Genomic DNA, 21,331 nt, shown 5'->3' with positions numbered 1-21,331 from the left:
ATTGATTTAATCCCTCGGTGCGCCGCGCCGCCGGATCGGCTTACCGATCGAGGTGCCCCCGTCGACCGGCAGGACAACCCCGGTGACGTAGCGGGCGCGATCGCCGGCAAAGTAGAGCGCGGCCTCGGCGACGTCGTCGGGCGTGCCTTCGCGCTGCAACGGACGGTCGGCGCGCATCTGCTCGCGGGTCGTCCGTTGGAATCGCTCGAGTTGTTCGGGCGACATGCCGGTCGCCGAGGAGGCCAGCAGCGGGGTGGGGATGCTGCCCGGCGCGATGCAGTTGACCCGAATGTCGTAGTGCGCCAACTCGATTGCGGCGGATTTGGTGAACTGGATGACCGCGGCCTTGGAGGCCCGATACGTCATCACCCCGCCGCCGGCCTGGATCCCGCCGATCGACGACAGGTTGACGATCGAGCCGCCGCCGGCGCTCGCCATCTGACGCGCGGCGTCGCGCGTGCCCGCCATGACACCGAGCACGTTGACCCCCATCACGCGGTGGAAGTCGGCGAGGTCGTCCTCGAGGAAGCTGCGGTGCATCCTGCTGGAGATGCCCGCGTTGTTGACCATCACGTCCAGGCCGCCGAACCGATCGACCGCGAATGACACCAGAGCACCAACCTCGTCGGGCTCGGCGGTGTCGGTGCGACGGAAAGCGGCCTGTCCGCCATGCGCATCGGCGAGGGCGCTGCCGCGATCGGCGTCGATATCGCCGACGACCACCCGTGCGCCCTCCGACAGGAATCTCTCGACGATGCCGGCGCCGATACCCGATGCCCCGCCGGTGACGATTGCGACCTTGCCGGCTAACTCGTTGACCACACCGAAGAGTTAATCGGCGCGCTCTCGGTTAAGTCAAGTGATTGATTTAGCGGCGAGACGGGCGCCTGGTCGCCGCCGTTCGCCGAAAAACCACCTGGAGTTCTCGACTGAGAGGTCGTCGTGCTGATACGTTCGCCTCGGTGGGGCCCTTGATCAACGATGTGTCTATGCGGTGCCGGCCGAAAGCGGCAGCGGACCCACTGGCCGCGTGGTTCGGTCTGACCTGTAGGCGCGGTGAAAGTAGTCGTCACCTCTACTGTTCGAAGGAGCCGATTTGAAACTCAACGGATTTGGCACCGCGCTGGGTGTCATGGCCACCGGTGCACTGGTGTTGTCGGGGTGCGGCAGCGACAACAGTGCCAATCAGGGCGCGCCGGCACCCGGTTCGTCGTCCGCAGCGTCGTCGGCGAAGGTGAGTTGTGGCGGGACCAAGACGCTGAAGGCCAGCGGGTCGACCGCGCAAGCCAACGCGATGGCCCGCTTTGTCAACGCGTTCGAAACTGCGTGTCCGGGCCAGACTCTGAACTACACGGCCAACGGTTCGGGGGCCGGGGTGACCGAGTTCACCGGCAAGCAAACCGATTTCGGCGGCTCTGACGTGCCGCTGAGCACCGACGAGTCCAGCAAGGCGCAGGAACGCTGCGGTTCGCCGGCGTGGAACCTGCCGACAGTGTTCGGGCCGATCGCGGTCACCTACAACGTCAAAGGCATCGACAAGCTGGTTCTCGACGGGCCGACGGCGGCGAAGATCTTCAACGGCACGATCAAGACGTGGGACGACCCCGCGGTCAAGGGCCTCAACGGCGGCGCCAACCTGCCCGCCGAGCCGATTCACGTCGTGTTCCGCAGCGACGAGTCCGGGACCACGGCCAACTTCCAGGAGTATCTTGAGGCTGCCTCCGACGGCGCCTGGGGCAAGGGCGGCGGTAAGACGTTCAACGGCGGTGTCGGTGAGGGCGCCAAGGGCAACGACGGCACCTCGGCGGCGGTAAAGAACACCGAGGGATCAATCACCTACAACGAGTGGTCGTTCGCCCAGGCGCAGAAGCTGAACATGGCCCAGATCGTCACCTCTGCGGGCCCGGACCCGGTGTCGATCAGCAGCGACTCGGTCGGCAAGACGATCTCGGGCGCGACGATCAAGGGCCAGGGCCACGACCTAGTGCTCGACACCAACTCGTTCTACAAGCCGACGCAACCCGGCTCCTACCCGATCGTGCTGGCAACGTATGAGATCGTCTGCTCGAAGTACCCCGACCCCCAGGTCGGTACCGCGGTGAAGGCCTTCCTGCAGGCCGCCATCGGCCCGGGCCAGGAGGGCCTGGCGGACAACGGGTATATCCCGATCCCCGACAAGTTCAAGTCGAAGTTGTCGGATTCGGTCAACGCCATCTCCTGATCTTTCGGCATTCATGGCCCGACGATCACCGCCGCGTCCCGGCACGCCGGAGTCGACGGTGACCAGTGTGGAGGCTGCTCGGCGCGGCGACCGGCTGTTCAAGTCGGTCGCCGTCGCCGCAGGTTTGACGGTCGTGATCGCCATCGTGTTGATCGCGATATTCCTGCTGATCCACGCCGTCCCGTCGCTGCGCGCGAACCACACGAATTTCTTCACCAGCGCCCAATTCGACACCACAGACCCCGAGAATCTGGCGTTCGGTATCCGTGATCTGTTCATGGTCACGTTGCTGAGTTCGTTGTTCGCTCTGGTGTTGGCGGTGCCGGTGGCAGTCGGGATTGCGGTGTTCCTCACCCAGTACGCGCCAGCACAGTTGTCGCGTCCGTTCGGCGCGATGATCGATCTGCTGGCCGCGGTGCCCTCGATCATCTTCGGGCTGTGGGGAATTTTCGTGCTGGCGCCGCAGCTCGAGCCGTTCGAGCTGTTGCTCAACCGGGACCTGGGCTGGTTGTTCCTGTTCAAGAAGGGCAACGTGTCATTGGTCGGTGGCGGCACCGTATTCACCGCGGGTGTCGTGCTTGCGGTGATGATCCTGCCGATCATCTCGTCGGTGTCGCGAGAAGTGTTCCGGCAGGCGCCGCATCCGCAAATCGAGGCGGCGCAGGCGCTGGGCGCGACCAAGTGGGAGGTGATCCGCATGACCGTCTTCCCGTTCGGCCGCAGCGGTGTCATCGCCGCGTCGATGCTCGGTTTGGGCCGCGCGCTGGGCGAAACCGTGGCGGTGCTGATCATCCTGCGCGCGGCCGCCCAGCCGGGCAATTGGTCACTGTTCGACGGCGGTTACACCTTTGCCTCCAAGATCGCCTCGGCCGCAACCGAATTCAGTGAACCGCTGCCCACCGGGGCCTACATTGCCGCCGGATTCGTGCTGTTCGTGCTGACCTTCCTGGTCAACGCCGCCGCCCGCGCGATCGCCGGCGGAAAGGTCAACGGGTGAACGCGTAATGAGCACAGGCACGCTCGACCGACCGGTCAAGCAGAGCGCGTTTCGCCACATTAGCATCGGGCGGCGGATCAAAAACCAGGTCGCGACAACACTTTTCCTCGCTTCGTTCGTGGTTGCGCTGGTCCCGCTGGTCTGGGTGTTGTGGGTCGTCATCGCCAGAGGCTGGTATGCGGTCACCCGGTCCGGGTGGTGGACCCACTCGTTGCGCGGCGTGATGCCGGAACAATTCGCGGGCGGTGTCTATCACGCGCTGTACGGGACCCTGGCGCAGGCTGCGGTGGCCGCCGTCCTGGCCGTGCCGCTGGGATTGATGGTCGCGGTGTATCTGGCCGAATACGGACCCGATCGGCTGACCCGGTTGACCACTTTCATGGTCGACGTCCTTGCCGGGGTGCCCTCGATTGTCGCGGCGCTGTTCATCTTCGCGCTGTGGATCGCCACCCTGGGATTCGAGCAGTGCGGCTTCGCCGTGTCGCTGGCGTTGGTCCTACTGATGTTGCCGATCGTGGTGCGCTCATGCGAGGAGATGCTCAAGCTGGTGCCCGACGAATTGCGAGAAGCCAGCTACGCGTTGGGCATTGCGAAATGGAAGACGATCGTGCGGATCGTGTTCCCGGTCGCGCTGCCGGGCATCATCTCCGGGATCCTGCTCTCGATCGCACGCATCATCGGCGAAACGGCGCCGGTGCTGGTGCTGGTCGGCTACAGCCGCTCGATCAACTACGACATGTTCAACGGCAACATGGCCTCGCTGCCGCTGTTGATCTACACCGAGCTCGACAATCCCGAACACGCCGGCTTCCTGCGGGTTTGGGGTGCGGCGCTGACCCTGATCATCGTGGTGGTCGTCGTCAACCTGATCCCCGCGGCGGCCACCCGCCTGCTGGCCGCCCGCCGGCGCTAGACCTCGGCGGCGACCCGCCGCAGACCGTCGACAGATCAGGTCGGCGGCAGCTTCACCACCCGGTCGTTGCCGCGGTCGGCGATGTAGAGGTTGTGGTCCTTGTCGACCGCCACATCCAGCGGTGTGTTAAGCCCGTTGAAGGGCAGCACGGCGGGCTTATCGGCGCCCGGAGCCAACTTCACCACCTGGCTGTTGTCGTGCTCGGTCACGTAGACGGTGCCCGTGTCGTCGACCGCGATGCCCCAGGGCACCGACAAGCCGGTGAACGGCAGCTCGGTCTGGTTGGTCGACCCGGCGTCCAGCTTCACCACCCGGTTGTTGTCGGAGTCGGTGACATAGACGTTGCCGGCGGTGTCGACTGCGACGCCGTCGGGGTGATCGAGGTCGTTGAATGGCAGGTCGGTGGGGTTGCTCGACCCGGCGTCCAGCTTCACCACCCGGTTGTTGCCGCGGTCGGCGACGTACACGGCGCCGTTGCCATCGACCGCCAGTCCCTCGGGGTAATTGAGGCCGTTGAACGGCAGCTGCGTCTGGTTGTTCGACCCGGCGTCCAGCTTCACCACCCGGTTGTTGAAGTCGCTGACGTACACCGTGCCGTTGGCGTCCACGGCCACACTCTGCGGCTCGTAGAGGCCGGTGAAAGGCAGCACGGCCGGCTTGTCGGAGCCCGGAGCCAACTTGACCACCCTGCCGTACATGCCCTGGTTGGTGACATACACGTTGCCGGATTTGTCCAGCGCCACCCCGCCCGGAGAGAGGCGGAAGTTCAGGCCGTTGAACGGCAGCACAGTTTGCCCGCCCGCGTTCTGCGAGGGGTGCGACGGCCCGAACACCACGATTGCGACGGCCACCAGGACGCCGACGACCACGAGTGCGATAGCGCCGAGGATGGCCCAGCGCCTGCGGTGGTCTTCGGCTTCGGGCGCCTTGGTGAAGTCGGGTGCGCGCGCAGCGCTGCCCGCAGGCGCGACGGCGGGTTGGCTCTGCCAGCGGCTGCCGGTGTCGGGGGGCGGTGTCCACGCCGGCTGGGTCCAGGTGTCGGGGCGGGGACCCGAGCCGGTGGAATGGTCGCGGAAACCGGCCACCCGCGGATCGGCGGCGCTGCCCAGCAGCGTGGCATCCTCGCCTTGCTTGAGAATTGAGGTGGCCTGGTGCTGGTCGGTGGTGGTTAGGGCGTTGTGGGCGGCCACGGCCAGGTCCCCCGCGCTGCGATAGCGGTCCTCCGGGTTTTTGGCCATGCCCTTGGCGATCACCTCGTCCAGGGCGGCCGGCACCTCGGCGGGCCGCAGCTGGCTGGGCCGCGGAGCGGGCTGCATCAGATGCGCTGCGATCAGCTGTTCGATGCTGTCCACCCGGTACGGCGGTGCCCCTGTCAAACACTCGGCCAACACGCAGGCCAACGCATAGATGTCGGACCGGTAGGTGACCTCGTTGCCGGAAAACCGTTCCGGGGCCATGTAGTTGTAGGTTCCGATCGCAGTGCCGGTCTGGGTCAGCCCGGGATCGGTTGCGGCGCGGGCAATTCCGAAATCCACCAGGTAGGCGAAGTCGTTGCCGGTGATCAGAATGTTTTCCGGTTTGACGTCGCGGTGGGCCACGCCGGCGGCGTGGGCGGCGTCCAGCGCGGACGCGACCTGGCTCACGATCGCCACCGCCCGTGCCGGACTCAGCGGCCCGTTACGTGCCAGCAGGGCGCGCAGCGAGGTGCCTTCGATCAGCCGCATGTCCACGTAGAACTGGCCGTTGATCTCGCCGTAGTCGTGAATCGGCACGACGTGCGGCTCGGTCAGCCGGCCCGCGGTGTCGGCCTCGCGCTGCATCCGCGCGCGAAACTCCGGGTTGCCGGAGAATTGGGACGAGATCAGCTTCAGCGCTACCACCCGGTGCTTACGGGTGTCCTCGGCCTCGTAGACCTCGCCCATGCCGCCGCGCCCCAGCAGCCGCCTCAGCTGGTAGGGGCCAAACCACGTCCCCACCCGCGAACCTGGCTCGCTCACCGTCGACGCTCCCTTCGGTCAATCACGAGATGGCATTCACTGCCGTCTCGAGTTTCGATTGGAACGAACTCGGCAGCGGAATGTATCCGTACTGATCCAATCCTTCTTGCCCCGACCCAATTGTGGCCTGCATGAACGCCTTTACCGCCGTGCCCGTCGCGGGATCGGGGTACTTCGAGCAGACGATCTCGTAGGTCGCCAGCACCAGCGGGTACGCGCCGGACTGGGTCGGCTTGTAAAACGACGACGTGTCGACCACCAGATCGTTGCCCTGTCCTTTGAACCGGGCCCCGGCGATCGTCTTGCCGACCGATTCGGTGGTGATCGTCACCGGATCCGGGCCGGCCGACGTGATGATCTGCGCCATGTTCAATTGGTGGCCCACCGCATACGACCATTCGTTGTAGGTGATCGACCCGTCGGTGCTCTTCAGCGCCAGCGAGGTGCCGTCGTTGCCGACGGCGCCCTGGCCGACACCGCCGTTGAACGTCTCGCTGGCGCCTTTGCCCCACGCGCCGTCGGATGCGGCGTCGAGGTACGACTGGAAGTTGTAGGTGGTACCGGACTTGTCGCTGCGGAACACGACGTTGATCGGTGTCGCAGGCAGATTGGTGCCTTTGTTGAGCCCGGCGATCGCCGGATCGTTCCACATCGTGATTCCGCCGTTGAAGATCTTTGCCGTGGTCGGCGCATCCAGGTTGAGCGAACTGACGTTGTTGACGTTGTAGGTGATGGCGATCGGGCCGAACACCGCCGGCAGGTCCCAGGCCGGCGAGCCGCATCGCTGCTGGGCGCTGTCGGTCTCCCCCTTGGTTGGGTCCAGCGGCTTGTCGGAGCCGCCCAAGTCGGTGATGTTGCTGACGAACTGCTCCACGCCTTTGCCGGAGCCATTGGCGTCGTAGTCGAGTGTGTGGCCCGGGCACGCCCGAATGTAGGCGTAGACGAATTGTTCTATGGCGTTCTTTTGCGCGGTCGAACCGCTGGCCTTGAGCTTCTGTTTGCCGCCGCACTGCACGGGCACCGCCGTGGCGCTGGACGGCGTCGAGGAGTGGTGACCACCGCACGCCGAGAACACCAGTGCGCTCGCGGCCAACAGGCACATCGCGACGCTACATCGCTTGACCTTCACGCAGACCACCTTCCGTCGCATACCTGCGTCACTGCCCTGCAACAGAACGCCGAGCCTACCGACAACACTAGGCGTTTCGAGGATGAACGACCGGGCGTTTCGGCCCGCCGCAACTTCAGTACGTGCTGTTCAGCACGGCCTGCGGATACCATTGGCTGGTGTCGACCGAGGCTCTTGGTGGGCGGTTGCCCGAACTGACCGGCGACGCCAGAGCCGACCGCTGGCGTGAGCACCGCGCTGCGGTGCGGGCCGAGTTGGTCGAGGCGACGTTGCGGGCGATCGAGGAATACGGCCCGGACCTGTCCATCGACGACGTGGTGCGCACTGCCGGCGTGCCCCGGCCGAAGCTCTACCGGTTCTTCGCCGACAAGGACACGTTGTTCAGCGCGGTCGGCGAACGAGTGCAAGCGATGGTGCTCGAGCGTGTGGTGCCCCGGTTCAGTGAGGCCGGCACGGCGCTGGAGCTGGTCCGCTCGGCCGTGTCCACCTATATCGACCTGGTCGACGAGCGACCGAATCTGTTCCGCTTCCTGGTGGGGTCCCAGTTCACCGAGCGCCGCTCGACCGAGGCGTTGATCGAGGGAGGCAGGCCGCTGGCCAATGCCACCACCGAGGTGGTGGCGGGCATTGTGCGAGCCCGCGGCGGGCGGGCCGACGATCTCCAATACGCCGTCGATGCTTTGCTGGGCGGGGTGGCGCTCGGTGTGCTGCGCTGGCTGAACGAGCCGACGATCAGCAAGGCCGAGCTCGTCGAGCAGCTGACCACGTTCCTGTGGGGCGCGTTGTCTGCGACCGCCGCCGCGCGTGGGCTGGCCCTGGATCCGGACGAAAAACTGTCCTAGCGCTCCGACTCTTGCGGGCCGTCGTTGGCGCGCGGTACTGTGACGACAGGCACATAGTACTAGCAGTACTAGGTACTGAACGTTCGGAGAAAGGCCATCGGAGTCATGGCGAGCGCGACACGGTTCAGTTATCCGGCAACGAGGCGGATCCGCTTCCGATTCGGCGAGGACGAGACATACGGCAAGTACTTCGTCAACAACGACATGGTGTTCAGCCACTTCGTGGCCGGGCTGTCGGGGTCGTTCCCGCCGGGCGAGGAGGCATTCATCCGATCGGTGCGCCGGTACTCCGACCGCATCACGGATCCGGTGCTGAAGAAACGGGTCAGCGGCTTCATCGGCCAGGAATCCACGCATGGTCAGGAGCATCGCCGGCTCAACGAGAAGCTCATCGAGATGGGCTACCCGATCGGGTGGTGGGACTCGGAGTCGTTGAGGGACAAGCGGCTTCGGTTCGAAGAGTGGTTGGGTGGCCGACGGCACCTGGCGCTGACCGCCGCCGCCGAACATTATACGGCGGTGCTTGCCGAACGGGTGTTGTCCAGCCCTGAGGTTCAGGCGATTCCGGGTGACGCGGAAGTGTGGAACCTGCTGAACTGGCATGCCCTCGAAGAGTTGGAACACAAGTCCGTGGCGTTCGACGTGTATCGCGCGGTCGGCGGCTCCGAACGCGTCCGCATCACCGTGATGGCCGTACTGCTTGCGGTGATGATTCCGCTTACCACCGTCTTGCTGACGATCGGGCTGGCGCGCGACCCGATCGCACGGCGGCACCCGCTGCGGTTGCTCCGCGAGGCCTACGACCTGTACCGCGGTCCGTTCTTCAAAGGCTTGATCGGCCAGCTCGCGAAATACCTGCGTCCGGGCTTCCACCCCGACGACATCGACACCACAGCACTTTTGGAGCAGTGGCGCGAGGAACTCTTCGGCTCCGAGGGCGTTCTCGTCGACCACCTGAAGTAACCAAGGAGAAGATCGTCATGGGTGCTGTACAGCGGGCGACAGTCGAAAGCGTTTCCGCCAGAACGTATCCCCCGGTGCGTCGCATCCGGTTCCGCTTCGGCGACCCGCAGCCGATGAAGCGTCACTTCGTCGAGGGCGACATCGTGCTCAGCCACCTGACCGCGCTGCTGTCGGCGATATTCCCGCCCGGCGAGGAGGGGTTCATCAGGTCGGTGCGCCGCTTCGCCGATCAGGTGACCGATCCTGTGCTCAAGAAAAGAGTCGCCGGATTCATCGGCCAGGAGTCGGTGCACGGTCAAGAGCACCGGCGGCTCAACGAGCAACTGGTCGCAAAGGGCTATCCCTTGGTCCGCCTGTTCATGTTCGACCACGACAGCAGGCGCCACAAACTGCTGCTGCGTTATGAGAACCGGTTGCCGGGCTATCTGCATTTGGCGATGACGGCGGCGGCCGAGCACTACACCGCGACACTAGCGCAGCGCATGCTGACCGACGAAATGCAGGCGATCCCAGGCGATCCCGAGGTACGCCACCTGCTCAATTGGCACGCCATCGAGGAGCTGGAACACAAGTCGGTGGCGTTCGACGTCTACCGCGCGGTCGGCGGACCGGAGTGGATCCGCATCGGGGTGATGGCGGTGATCTACGTCCTCACCATCCCGGTCGTCACGGGCGGCGTGGCGCTGTCGATCATGTTGGACCCCACTGGCTGGCGCCCGATCACGGTGCTGCGCCAGACGATCGGCGTCTTTCGGGGGCCGCTGTTGAAAGGCCTGATGGCGGATCTGCGTAAGTACATGAGGCCGGGTTTCCACCCCGACGACATCGACACCAGCGAGCTGCTGGAAAGGTGGCGGCGGGAATTGTTCGGCACCGAAGGCGCCCTGGTCGACCACCTCAAGTAGAGCGATGATCCCAGATTACGAAGTCGTCGTCGTGGGGGCGGGCTTCGGCGGCATCGGAGCCGGTATCGCCCTGCAGCGACGAGGAATTCACGACTTCGTCATCGCCGACAAATGGGATCGGGTCGGCGGCACCTGGCACGCGAACACGTATCCGGGCGTGGCAGTCGACATCCCGACCTTCATCTACAGCTTCTCCTACGAGCAGCGCGGCGACTGGTCCCGGATCTTCACTCCGGGAGCAGAACTTCGCGACTACGCCGACGACATGGTGGACAAGTACGGCCTGCGCGAGAAATTGCGCCTGTCCACCACGATCACGTCGGCAACCTTCGACGAGACCCACAGCCTGTGGCGACTGACCACCGACGGCGACCGGAAGCTGACCGCACGGTTCGTCGTGATGGCGGTGGGCGGATTGGAACGCCCCAAGATGCCCGACATCCCGAGCCTCGACGAATTCGGTGGCACACTGGTGCACACGGCGCTGTGGGATCACGACGTGGAGCTGACTGGCAAGCGGGTCGCGGTGATCGGCACCGGAGCCACGTCGCTGCAACTGGTGCCCGCGATTGTCGACGACGTCAGCCACCTCACCGTGTTCCAGCGAACCCCGATCTGGGTGTTTCCCAAACCGGATGTCACGGTGGGTCCGCTGGGCCGGGCGCTGATGAGCCAACCGTGGATTCGATCGACCATCCGGATGGCCGGCACCGCGCTGACCGAGCTGGGCATGAGCGGGCTGTGGGCCGGGCCGCGGTGGCTGGTCGATGCCACCCGGCAACTAGGCGAAGCACCGGTGCGGCGCTGGATGCGCAGTCAGGTCAAGGATCCGGTGATCCGGGAAAAGCTGATCCCCCGGTACGGATTGGGCTGCAAACGCCCGTCGATGTCCAACGACTATCTGCGGACCTTCAACCGCGACGATGTCAGCCTGGTCACCGAGTCCATCGAGCGCGTCACCACCGACGGCGTGCGCACCGTCGACGGTGCCGAGCATCGGGTCGACGTCTTGATCTGCGCGACGGGCTTCCGGCTGTGGGACAAGGGGGCGGTGCCGCCCTTCCCGGTGGTCGGCCGCGACGGCGTAGAACTGGGACAGTTCTGGGAAGAGCACAGATACCAGGCGTATCAAGGGGTTTCGGTGCCGGGCTTTCCGAATATGTTCGCGATCACCGGACCCTACGGATTCGTGCTGGGCTCGTACCTGTGGATGATCGAGGCCACCTCGGCGCACCTGAGCCGCGCCATCGCGGAGACCAAGCGCCGCGGCGCCACCGTATGTGAGGTCCGCCAAGAGGCACACGACGAGTACTTCCGCAGCTGCCTGCGGCGTCAGCAGAAGAACTTCCTGTTCACCCCGACATGCGCGGGGTCGAACACCTACTACCTCAACAGCCACGGCGATTCACCGTTCCGTCCGTCAACCCATGGCGAAATGTACTGGCACAACCGGCATTACGACCTCGACGTGTATCGCTACAGCGTGGGTGCGCCGGCGGTGGCCAAAGCGAAGGAATTCGTGTGAAGCTCAACCGGCTGCAGCCGCGGGTCGTAGTGGTCACGGGCGCCGGCAGCGGCATCGGCCGGGCGACCGCGATGAGATTCGCCAAACTCGGTGCGCACGTGGTGGTCTCCGACCTCGACCTCGATGCCGCGCAGGCGACAACAGCGGTCATCCGCGGCCACGGCTACTCCGCCTCGGCCGCGCAGCTCGACGTCACCAAGCCCGACGAGTGGGATGCGTTCGCCTGCGACGTCCTCGCCGAGCACGGCTATACCGATGTGCTGGTGAATAATGCGGGCATGCTCGTCGGCGGCCCCTTCCTGGAGCTGACCCCGGCCGACTGGGAGCACCAGCTCGGCGTCAACCTGATGGGCGTGGTCTATGGCTGCCGGGCGTTCGGTGCCCAGATGGTCGAGCGCGGCAGCGGTCACATCGTCAACATCGCCTCGGCGGCCGCGTTCACCCCGACGCCGGTGATGTCTGCGTACTCGGTGTCCAAGGCCGGTGTGAAGATGCTGACCGAGTGTCTGCGCCTGGAGCTGGGGCCGAAAGGTGTTGGGGTCAGCGCTATTTGCCCCGGCGTGATCAACACGAACATCGGCGACCACGCGATCATGGTGGGCGTCGACGAAGCGCTGATCGATCGCGGCAAGCAGCTCACCAGGCAGCTGCAGGAATTCGCCGAGAGGCTGCCGTTCTCGCCGATGAGCCCCGATCTGGTCGCGCGGGCGGCCGTGCGCGGTGTGCGATTCGACCTCGCGGTGGTGCCCGTTCGCGCCGAAGCCTGGCTCGGCTACGTCATGCTGAGAATTGCCCCCGGCATAAACAGGACCATGGCCCGGCCGTTGTCGATCGAAAGGCTGGCGAAGCTCGGCGCCCGCCTCTCGTTGAGATCGCGCTCAGGGTCGTGATTTTCAGCAATCGACAGCCTTGAGCGCGATCTCAACGAGCCGGGGCCGGCGCGAGCATCTGCTTCCACCCGTCGTCACCGAGGTCGGTCGAATTCTCGAGGTTGTACTTGACCCCATCGGGCCCCACCACTTCCCCGCTGGACGGCAAATAGACGGCCGCGGGGCTGGACGGCGTGTAGACGCACGGGTTGGGCTGCTGTCCGTTGCACTGGACGGTGCCCGAACCCGGCCGGGACAGCGGATCGTTGACCGGCGGCGGCGTCCCGGGCACCCTATCGGCCTGTAGCGGGTTCAGTCCGTTGTTGACCGACGGCGCCGGTATCACCTGGCCGGGGTTGACCGGTTGATCACAGCGCGCCCCGGGCGCCGGGCAGTTACGAATCTGGTTGGGGTCGCCGTACCACGGGTTGGTGCCCAGCGGCACGTACGGTTTGGGGTCGCGGCACTCCCGCGGCGTCGCCGCACGTTTGCCCGGGACGTCGACGCACGGCAGGTTGCGCGCACCGCGCACCACATTGGCCGGAGTGTCTTGCGGGATCTTGCAATACGTGCCGGCCGGCAACGGCGCCGTGCTGGTGTCGGCGGGCGCTCGCCACTCCGATGCCGGCAGGAATCCGGTCAGGCACGGCGGCGGATTGTTGAGCGACAGGTTGAAGTCCATCAGCACGGACCCCGGGGCCGAGGCGATCACGGACTGCGCGATCGACCCGATCTCCGGCAAGAACACCAGCAACTGCTCGAGGCCCTTGTTGTAGCGCTTGAGCATGTCGGCAACGATCTCGAGGTTGGCCACCGTCTGCGGCAGTGCCTCCCGGACGTCGCTGAACACCTCGGCGACCTGATCGGCGGTCGGCGGAGCCTTCGACAGGATGCGTTGCAGGCTGGCGTCGTTCTGGGCGACCTGCGCCGTCAGCACGTTCAGGTTGTGGGACCAGCGTTCGATCGAATCGCCGGAGTTGACCTGGCTGTCGATGATCGGTGCGGAATTCTGGATGATGTCGTTGACGTCGGAGAGGTTGTTCTTGAAGTCGCCGACAACCGTCTGGGTCGAGTCGACCAAGCGTTGCAGCGCCGGCCCCATGCCGCCGACCGCTTGGGCGGTCTCGTCGAGCAGCGATCCGATCTTGTTCTTGGGTAACACAGACAGGCCGCGATTGGCGGCGTCCAGCGCGGGGCCGATCTCACTGGGCACCGTTCCCTTGGTGATGGTTTGGCCGGGCGAGAAGAACTTTCCCGGATTGCCGGTGGACACCAGGTCCAGGTATTGCTCGCCGACTGCCGACACCGAGTGCACGTTGGCCGTGGCGTCGACGGGGATTCGGTAACGCTTGTCGATGGACAAGGTGGCCCGCGCGCCCTTCACCGTCGGCTGAACCTTGGTAACCTTGCCGATCTGAATCCCGCGATAGGTCACATTCGACGTGCGATACAAACCGCCCGAGGCAGGCAGATCCGCTGTGAGCGTGTACTGGCCGATGCCGACAAGGCTTGGCAGCCGCAGGTAATACCAGCCCAGGGCAACCAGTGCGGCCACCGTCAGAATGGCGAACACGATCAACTGGTAGCGGATGAAGCGGGTCAACATCGGCTACTCACCCCGTTCCACCGGAGCGTCGGCAGGGTTGGGCGAGAACCTGATGTCGGGGACCATGGTTGCGGGATCGCGGCCCCACGACTGTTCGAGTGCGCGCAGCATTCCCGAGATTCCGGTTCCGGAAAAGACGGCATTGTCGATGGTGCTCAGCGTGAGGTCGAACGACCCGGAGACGTTGATGTAGTCGCCGCGCACGATCTTCGGCACGCTGTCGATGGTGAACGGCGGGGACAGCAGCAGCCCCAGGGCGTCCACCAAATACGGTGAGGCAAGGCCGAGTTGCTTCAGCGGCCGCTGCAGCAACTGCAGATCCTGATGCAGATCGCCCCGTGACGCCGACAGCGTCTGGTCGGCGACGTCGCTGAGCCGTCCCACCGCGTCGACGGCGTTGATGAACAGATCCCGCTGATCTGCGAAATGCTTTGCCAGCGGCGGGAACTCGGTGAGCGCCCGATCGATGACATCCGAGCGTCCGCCCACATAGCCCAGCAGCCGGTTGGTCGAATCGATCGCGTGGGTGACGTCGCCGCGCTGCTGGTTGAGCTTGGCGACAAAGGTGTCCAGCTTGTGCAGAAACTCCCGGAATTGCTGCGCGCGCCCGTGCAGCATGTTATAGACCTCGTTCTGGATCACCTCGAGGTTCGGAATCCCGCCGCCGCGCAACACCATCGCCAGGCTGGCCAGGGTCTGCTCGATCGACGGATAGGCCGATGCGTTCTTCAGCGCCATGGTGTCGCCGTCTTTCAGCAGCTGCGGCGACGGGTTCGGCGGCGCGGCCAGCTCGACGTGCTGAGAACCCAGCAGGCTGGTCTGGCCGATCTTGGCGGTGGCGTTCTTCGGCAATCGGACAGCCTTGTCCAGATCGATCGTCAGCGTGGCGACCCAGTTCTTCAGGTTGATCGCGCGCACGGTGCCGACAAAGACGTCGGCCACCAAGACCCGGCTGTTCCCGTTGAGCGCCAACGTATTCGGTATCTGCACGTAGACGGTGTAGGCGCCCGGTCCGCTACCCGGCCCGCCGGGCAGCGGCACGTTGGAAATCCCGCGCCAGTTCCCGCAGGACGTCAGCACCATCACGGCCACCAACAAGGCCAGCGCGCGTCGCGTCGCCCGCCTCATGATCCCGGTCCTGCCGGTCCGGGCGCCTCGGCGGCACCGAGCGGAGCTTCAGCCGGCGGCGGTGGCGCGGCCGCCGTCGGTGAGGGCAGCGGCTGCGGATACCACGGCGGCGGCAGCGGGTTGTTCTGGTCGTAGGCGTTCGGCGGGCCGGGCATGTTCTGTCCCGGCGGCGGCGGGGCGATGTCCGGGCCACCCATCAACTCCTCCAGCGACTCCGGCGTCAACAAGGCTGCCGTGGCCGGCCCGACCTGCACTCCTTGCATGCCCGGCGCGACAATCCAGCCCGGCTCGGAGTTCCGGTGCGACCACGGCGTATCCCGCGAAAAGATCCCGGGCACGGTGGTGTCCTTGTACCCAGGCGGCGGCTGCAGCCGCGGCTCGGAGTAGGCGACGTTCTTGGGCAGGGTGTCGGCGGAACTGAACAGGTTCATCCCGAACGGCGCGTAGTTGAACTTGATCGCGTCCAGAATCGGGGCCAGATACTGCGCACACAGTTCGGCGGACTCTTGATACCCCAGTCGGCTGCCGGCCTGAATTGCGCTGCAGATGAACTGCATTGGGTTCGCGAAGTTGACCAGCGCGGGCACACCGGTCAGGCTGCCGTGCGCGGGCTCGTAAATGCCCAGCACGTTGGCGGCCATGGTGGGCAGGATGTGTAGCGCGGTCTCCAAACCGTCCCTCGGGGTATCCTGCACGATCGCGGTGGTCGCCTCGGAGAGGTTGTTGACGTCGTGGGCCAGCACCTCGCGGTTCTCGTTGAAGAACGTGCGAGCCGTGTCCAACAGGTCGTCCGTCTGCTGGATCGCGTTGGCGGCGGCCTGATCTGAGGAGGTCAGGGCGTTCGTGAACTGGGCCAGGTCCTTGTTCAGCGCGACGAACTGCTGATCGTCTTCGTGCAGAGCGTTGACGAACAGCGCCAGGCTGCGGAGCACGGCGAAGAAGTCGCCGCGGCCCTCGTCGAGGGTGGTCAAGGCCTGCGACAGGTTGTCCAGCGTGGTGTTGATCTGCTTGCCCTTGCCGGCCAGCCCGTCGGCGAAGGATTCGACGATGTCGCCGAACGGGCCCTTGGGCTGTTCGGGTGTGGGGCCGAGTTTGTCGATGATGTTGGTGAATTGGTTGCGCAGGTCGTCCCATTCCACCGGCACCTGGGTGCGTTCGATGGGGATCACCGCGTTATCCGCGAGCACCGGCCCGCCCTTGTACGGCGGCTCGAGCTGGATGGCCCGCGACGCCACCAGCGTCGGGTTCAGGATCACCGCCTGCGCGTTGGCCGGCACCTTGTACCGGCTCTGGTAGTGAAAGGTCACTTTCATCTTGTCGCCGGCCGGCTCGATCTTGTCGATCGCGCCGACGCGAATGCCCATGATCTGCACCTTGTCCCCGGAGTACAGCGCGTCGGCCTGCGGAAAGTACGCCACCACAGTGGTATTCGTCAGCCGGTGATAGACCTGCCAGCCGACGAACGCCGCGATGAGACTCAGCAGCAGCACAGCCGAACCGATGACGACCGACGCCCGCGACAGTGAGGGCAGCCGCACGTTGTGGATGTCGAAGATGGTGCTCAATACTGGCCTCCGGTCCCATCAGGCGTGATGAACGGCGCTGGGAGTTGTGCACCGGGTCCGGGCGGCGCCGGCGGCCCCGGCGGCAGTCCGGGCGCGAACGTCGACGGCGGCGGCGTCGGGCCGGGCGGCCCCAACGGCTCGCTGCGCGCCCCCGGCGGCCCCGGCGCGATCGGCACCGGCGTGCCGGGAACGTCCGGCGGCGCTTCGCCTGGCCGGCCTGCGATCGGGATACCCGGAGTCGGCGGCAGACCGTTCGGGTTGGCGGGGGCGGGTCGCACGTCGGGTGCGCCGGGATACGGCCCGTTGGCCCCGAAGGGCCCCTCGCTTTGATCGACACCCGCGCACGGCATCGGATTACCGGGGCGCGGCAACAACTCCGGCGGCGGCGCGTACGAACACGGCGAGCCCGGCGCCACCGCGGGCCCCGGATGATCCGGGGTGCCCTCGGCCACCGGCGGCGCCGGTGGCGGCGCACCGTTGGGGAACCGGGTACCGTTGGGATCGGGGAACCGGAACGCCGGCAACCCCGCGCTGCGCCAGAAGTCCTCCGGATCGAGGCCGCGCTTCTTGAACGCCGCATCCACCCACGGCTGCAAAATCCAGTACGGCAACAGGTTTGCGACCATCACCTTGAAGTACGGGCCGGAGCCGACCGCCTCGCTCAGCGCCGCGGTGTAGTTCCGCAGCGTGGTCAGCACGGACGCCAGGTCGTTCTTGTGCTTGGCCAGAATGTCGGTGACAACACGCAGCTGCTCGAGCAGGTGGTGCAGGTTCGGGTTGTCGCGCATGAGCCCGCGCACCTGGGTTGAGAACGACGCCACGTTTCTCAGCAGCGCCTCGACGGCCCGACCGCGTTGGTTGAACGCGGCCAGCAAGGCCTGGGCGTTCACCAGCAGCGCGTTGATCTGTTTACTGCGGTCACCCAGGACATCGGCCACCTTTCTGGCCCGCTCGAGCAGGTGCCTGATCTCCTCGTCGCGCTTGCCCACGGTCTCGGAGAACTTGGCCACGCCGTCGAGTGCGGCGCTGAGGTGCGGGTAGGTCTGATCGATGGTGTGCGACAACACGTTCAACGATCGCTTGACTGTGTCGATGTCCCACCCAGCGGCGGCCTTGGTGACGTCGAAGAACGCGTCGTAAATCTGATATGGAGTGGTGCTTTGGCCAAGCGGCAAAACCCCTCCGGGGCGCAGCTTTTCGCTGCCGCGCTGCTCGATCTCGAGCACCTTCTTGCCCAGGATGGTCTCGGTCTTGATCGCCAGCCGGCTCTCGGTGCCCACGGTGTGGGTGCCGGTCGAGAACTTGATCAGAATGTGGTCGCCCTCGATTTTGAGGCTCTGCACAATGCCGACATCCTTGCCGGCGATGCGCACCTTGTCGTTCTTGCTCAGTCCGCCGGTGTCGGTGAACTGTCCGTAGTAGCTCGGGGTGGCGAACAGCATCGGGACACTGCTGAAGCTTTGGCCCACCCCGACGACGAGCAGCGCCACGACGATGGCCAGGGCGCCGATGCGGACCCGGTTCGCGGGTTCCAGCGTTCTCATTGCCTGGTGCACCTACCCGTCGGCTGCTGCCAGAGCCTGACCGTGCGGACCGGGCCGCCGGGCTGCAGGCCGTTGACCGTGAGGGACGCGTCGCAGAGGTAGAAGTTGAAAAAGTCGCCGTAGATGCCGCTGGCGCGGCCGATGCGATTGAACGCATCTGGCAGCTTCGACAACATGTTCTCGAGGCGGTCGCGCCCGTCGACAAGCGGCTGCGCGACGACCTCCAGGTGGCTCACGGTGTCGTGCAACAAGTTTCGGTTGTCGGCCAGCAGGTCGGCCACAGTTCCGGCAGCGTTGCTGATATGCGCGGTTCTGGTGGCCAGCGGATCGGCGCGGTCCTTCAACCCGGTGACCAGTTTCTCGACGTTGTCGACGGCCGCGTCGAACTCCTTGCGGTGCTTGACCGTGGTGTCCAACACCGTGTTCAGGTTCTTGATCACCTCGCCGATCGCCTCGTCACGCTGAGCCAGATGTTCGGTCAGCTGCGCGGTTTGGTCGAGGATGTCGTTGATGGTGCCGCCCTCGCCCTGGAACACGGTGATGATGGCTGACGCGAGGCTATTGACCTTTTCGGGATTGAGCGCCCGGAACAGCGGCTTGAAGCCGCCGATCAGCGCGTCCAGATCCAGCGCCGGCTGGGTCCGGGCGAGCGGGATGAATCCGCCGGGCGGAAGCACCCGTTCGGCGTTTTCGCCTGTGCCGCGGTCGAGTTCGAGATAGCGGTTGCCGATCAGATCTTGATAACGGATCGCCGCGGTCGTGGACTGGTACAGCTGGATGGAGCGGTCGACGGTGAACTCGACCCGGATTCGCTTGTCCCCGTCTATCAGGTCCACACTTTTGACCTTGCCGACCTCGACGCCCGAGGCGCGAACGAACTGGCCGGCGCGTAAGCCGCTGGCATTACTGAACTCTGCGCTGTAGCTGTCCGTCTTATCGAATCGCACCTGGCCGAAAACAATCACGATGACTGCCGTGAACAACAGCTGCACCGACGCGATGGCGGCGAGTCGGATAACGGTTCCGCGGATTTTCATGGGTTGATCGTGTTCTCCCCGTACTGGCGTCCCCACACGTATTCGGTGGCGAGGGGCTGGCTGATTTCGAAGTGGTTGTACGGCGCGATGCTGTTGCCGGTGTCCATCACCAGATAGGGCGCCGGCCACAGGTCCCGGGTGATCGGCTGCCAGCAACCCGCCGAGCCACCGGGTCCGCCCCGGGCGTTCACTCGCGGCAGGTTGTCGGGATAGACGTACGGGTTCTCCGCGCCGTTGAGCGAAACACCAAGCCGCGCAGAGTAATTGTTACCGCTTTCCAGCTCCGCGATCCTGGGCACGAGTTTGGCGAAGTTGCGGAATGTGCAGAGGATCTCGGGGCTGTAGGTGTCGAGCAGGCGGCCGGTGGGCACCAGATCGGCGAGGAGGCGCTGCAGGTAGGGGCCGGCCTTCTCGAACGTGTCTGCCGCGGTGTTGGCGAAGCCGGTCGCGGCCAACAGTGCGGCATCCACGTCGGCCTGCTGGCGGTTGAGGGTTCGTGCGGTGGTGATCGCATTGTTCAGGGCGTCAAAGAGGTTCGGTGCGTTGTCGGCATAGATGTCACCCAGTGCGGCGAGCTGCTGGATGTCGTGGCGGATTGTCGGCATCTGCGGATTGACGTCGTCGAGGATCGCGTTGCCGTTGACGATCGACTGGCCGAACTTGTCGCCCAGCCCGCTCAGCGCCTGCGCGGCCGCGGACAGAGTCAGGTTCACCTTGACCGGGTCGACCTTCTCCGCGATCTGGGTGAGCGTCTCGAACAGGGTGTTGAATTCGGTGGTCACCGAGATCGCGTTAATCTCGTGCTGCGGTGTGATCCGTTGCGGTGACGGGTTTTGCGGCGATGTGAACGACACGTATTTGTTGCCGAATACCGTCGTCGCCTGGATCTTGGCCTTGACGTTGGACGGAATCAATTGCACGTACTGCGGATCCACGTCGAGGGTGAACTTGGCGGCCGGCTCGCCGTCGTGCTGAACCTCGGAGATCTCCGCCACCCGGCCGATACTCACGCCGTTGAAGGTGACCTTGGAGCCGCGATCCATCACCAGGCCGGCCCGGCCGGCCAGCATCGTCAGCCGTGTCTTGGGTGTGAAGTTGCCGCGAAACTGCCAGTAGGTCAACGAAAGTACCAGTGCGCACGCCAGCAATAACCCCAGGCCCGCCACCAGGTCCGGCCAGCTTCGCGTCTTGCGTTCCTTGATCGGAATCGTCATGGCGGCTACACCGTGAGGTTGAAGTTCGGGTCGACGCCGTAGAGCGCAAGCGAGGTCAGCAGGACCACGATCACGGTCGACACCAGCGAGAAACGCATCGACCGGCCGACCGCCTCGCCCACCCCGACCGGACCGCCGCTGGCGGTGTATCCGTAATAGCAGTGGGTGATCATCACGATCACCGCCATGACGATGACCTCCGCCCCCGACCAGAACACGTCCTCGGTGCGCAGGAATGTCCGGAAGTAGTGCTCGTAGGTGCCGACCGACTGTCCGTAGAACAGCGTCGTGACGGTCTGTCCGGACAGAAACGACATGACGAGTGCCATCGCGTACAGCGGGACGACCACCACCAGCCCCGCCATCAGACGGGTCGACACCAGGAACGCGATCGACTTGATGCCCATCACCTCGAGGGCGTCGATCTCCTCGCTGATCCGCATGGCGCCCAATTCGGCTGTGGCGCCGGCACCGACGGTCGCCGCCAGCGCGACGCCGGTGACGACCGCGGTGACGACGCGGACGTTGGCCAGCGCTGCGAAGAATCCGGTGAACGCCTCGACGCCGATGTTGCCCAGCGACGCGAAGCCCTGGATCGCGATCAGCGAGCCGCCGGACAGCGTGGTGAAACCGATGATCGACGCGGTGCCGCCGATGACGGCCATCGCGCCGGTGCCCATGCCGATCTGGGCGATCAGCCGCAGGGTCTCCCGGCGGTAGCGGCGCAGCGCCCACCCGATCGACCAACTGCCGGCGAGCGCGAACCGGGTCATCTGCCCGGCCCGGCTGATGGCCCGAGTGACACCGCCGACATAGTGCTCGACGCTGGCGGTGGTGCGCGGGTAACGGGCGCGTATGACTGTGGCAGTGGACATC

General features: G+C 65.5%; 18 protein-coding genes. 8 read left to right on the top strand and 10 right to left on the bottom strand.

Going from position 1 to position 21,331, the window contains the following annotated elements; genetic code table 11:
- Positions 1-6 precede the first annotated feature (6 nt).
- Positions 7-822: an SDR family oxidoreductase gene (locus AWB95_RS18990; protein WP_062541277.1), complete on the bottom strand. Its 816-nt coding sequence runs from the start codon at positions 820-822 to the stop codon at positions 7-9.
- A gap of 274 nt (positions 823-1,096) precedes the next feature.
- Between AWB95_RS18990 and pstS (AWB95_RS18985) the strand changes: the two genes are divergently transcribed.
- Genes pstS (AWB95_RS18985) through pstA form a run of 3 tightly spaced genes read left to right on the top strand, consistent with a single transcriptional unit; the run spans position 1,097 to position 4,131 of the window.
- Positions 1,097-2,221 (top strand): phosphate ABC transporter substrate-binding protein PstS, encoded by a 1,125-nt coding sequence (gene pstS, locus AWB95_RS18985; RefSeq protein WP_062541278.1) that lies wholly within the window; start codon positions 1,097-1,099, stop codon positions 2,219-2,221.
- A gap of 13 nt (positions 2,222-2,234) precedes the next feature.
- Positions 2,235-3,218 (top strand): phosphate ABC transporter permease subunit PstC, encoded by a 984-nt coding sequence (gene pstC / locus AWB95_RS18980; protein ID WP_084707297.1) that lies wholly within the window; start codon positions 2,235-2,237, stop codon positions 3,216-3,218.
- A 7-nt stretch (positions 3,219-3,225) separates the two neighbouring features.
- Positions 3,226-4,131, top strand: a complete 906-nt coding sequence (gene pstA / locus AWB95_RS18975; RefSeq protein ID WP_062541280.1) for a phosphate ABC transporter permease PstA — start codon at positions 3,226-3,228, stop codon at positions 4,129-4,131.
- Positions 4,132-4,166: 35 nt separating this feature from the next.
- Here the strand turns inward: pstA and AWB95_RS18970 are convergent, their stop codons facing one another.
- The gene (locus AWB95_RS18970) at positions 4,167-6,128 is read right to left on the bottom strand and encodes a serine/threonine-protein kinase PknD (RefSeq protein ID WP_085168511.1); all 1,962 of its coding nucleotides are present in this window, start codon (positions 6,126-6,128) and stop codon (positions 4,167-4,169) included.
- Between the two features lie 22 nt (positions 6,129-6,150).
- Positions 6,151-7,278, bottom strand: a complete 1,128-nt coding sequence (gene pstS, locus AWB95_RS18965) for a phosphate ABC transporter substrate-binding protein PstS (protein WP_062541184.1) — start codon at positions 7,276-7,278, stop codon at positions 6,151-6,153.
- 137 nt (positions 7,279-7,415) lie between these two features.
- On the opposite strand from pstS (AWB95_RS18965), the gene AWB95_RS18960 reads away from it, so the two are divergent.
- The 5 genes from AWB95_RS18960 (at position 7,416) to AWB95_RS18940 (ending at position 12,382) form a co-directional block, all read left to right on the top strand.
- On the top strand, positions 7,416-8,099 hold the full coding sequence (locus AWB95_RS18960) for a TetR/AcrR family transcriptional regulator (RefSeq protein ID WP_062541191.1): 684 nt from the start codon (positions 7,416-7,418) through the stop codon (positions 8,097-8,099).
- 105 nt (positions 8,100-8,204) lie between these two features.
- The gene (locus AWB95_RS18955; protein ID WP_062541185.1) at positions 8,205-9,062 is read left to right on the top strand and encodes a metal-dependent hydrolase; all 858 of its coding nucleotides are present in this window, start codon (positions 8,205-8,207) and stop codon (positions 9,060-9,062) included.
- Between the two features lie 17 nt (positions 9,063-9,079).
- A complete protein-coding gene (locus AWB95_RS18950) occupies positions 9,080-9,967 on the top strand; it encodes a metal-dependent hydrolase (protein ID WP_062541186.1) in 888 nt (295 codons plus the stop codon).
- Between the two features lie 4 nt (positions 9,968-9,971).
- The gene (locus AWB95_RS18945; RefSeq protein WP_062541187.1) at positions 9,972-11,492 is read left to right on the top strand and encodes a flavin-containing monooxygenase; all 1,521 of its coding nucleotides are present in this window, start codon (positions 9,972-9,974) and stop codon (positions 11,490-11,492) included.
- On the top strand, positions 11,489-12,382 hold the full coding sequence (locus AWB95_RS18940; RefSeq protein WP_062541188.1) for an SDR family NAD(P)-dependent oxidoreductase: 894 nt from the start codon (positions 11,489-11,491) through the stop codon (positions 12,380-12,382). The genes AWB95_RS18945 and AWB95_RS18940 overlap by 4 nt, the downstream gene beginning before the upstream one ends.
- A 31-nt stretch (positions 12,383-12,413) precedes the next feature.
- Here AWB95_RS18940 and AWB95_RS18935 read toward each other — a convergent pair whose 3' ends face one another.
- Genes AWB95_RS18935 through AWB95_RS18905 form a run of 7 tightly spaced genes read right to left on the bottom strand, consistent with a single transcriptional unit; the run spans position 12,414 to position 21,330 of the window.
- Positions 12,414-13,967, bottom strand: a complete 1,554-nt coding sequence (locus tag AWB95_RS18935; protein ID WP_062541189.1) for a virulence factor Mce family protein — start codon at positions 13,965-13,967, stop codon at positions 12,414-12,416.
- A 3-nt stretch (positions 13,968-13,970) separates the two neighbouring features.
- Positions 13,971-15,095 carry a virulence factor Mce family protein gene (locus AWB95_RS18930; RefSeq protein WP_062541190.1) on the bottom strand — a complete coding sequence of 375 codons (1,125 nt, stop codon included), beginning with the start codon at positions 15,093-15,095 and terminating at the stop codon, positions 13,971-13,973.
- Positions 15,092-16,660, bottom strand: a complete 1,569-nt coding sequence (locus tag AWB95_RS18925; RefSeq protein WP_085168510.1) for a virulence factor Mce family protein — start codon at positions 16,658-16,660, stop codon at positions 15,092-15,094. Before AWB95_RS18925 ends, AWB95_RS18930 begins: the two co-directional genes overlap by 4 nt.
- Positions 16,657-18,204, bottom strand: a complete 1,548-nt coding sequence (locus tag AWB95_RS18920) for an MCE family protein (protein ID WP_085168509.1) — start codon at positions 18,202-18,204, stop codon at positions 16,657-16,659. Before AWB95_RS18920 ends, AWB95_RS18925 begins: the two co-directional genes overlap by 4 nt.
- The gene (locus tag AWB95_RS18915) at positions 18,201-19,241 is read right to left on the bottom strand and encodes a virulence factor Mce family protein (RefSeq protein ID WP_062540090.1); all 1,041 of its coding nucleotides are present in this window, start codon (positions 19,239-19,241) and stop codon (positions 18,201-18,203) included. Before AWB95_RS18915 ends, AWB95_RS18920 begins: the two co-directional genes overlap by 4 nt.
- On the bottom strand, positions 19,238-20,455 hold the full coding sequence (locus AWB95_RS18910; protein WP_062540091.1) for an MCE family protein: 1,218 nt from the start codon (positions 20,453-20,455) through the stop codon (positions 19,238-19,240). The genes AWB95_RS18915 and AWB95_RS18910 overlap by 4 nt, the downstream gene beginning before the upstream one ends.
- A gap of 5 nt (positions 20,456-20,460) precedes the next feature.
- Positions 20,461-21,330 (bottom strand): ABC transporter permease, encoded by an 870-nt coding sequence (locus tag AWB95_RS18905; protein WP_062540092.1) that lies wholly within the window; start codon positions 21,328-21,330, stop codon positions 20,461-20,463.
- Position 21,331 lies beyond the last annotated feature (1 nt).

The sequence above is a fragment of the Mycobacterium celatum genome (genome assembly GCF_002101595.1).
In the GTDB taxonomy this organism is placed as follows: Bacteria; Actinomycetota; Actinomycetes; order Mycobacteriales; family Mycobacteriaceae; genus Mycobacterium; species Mycobacterium celatum.
Note: the sequence above shows the minus strand (reverse complement) of the source record. Positions and strands in the feature narration are given on the sequence as shown.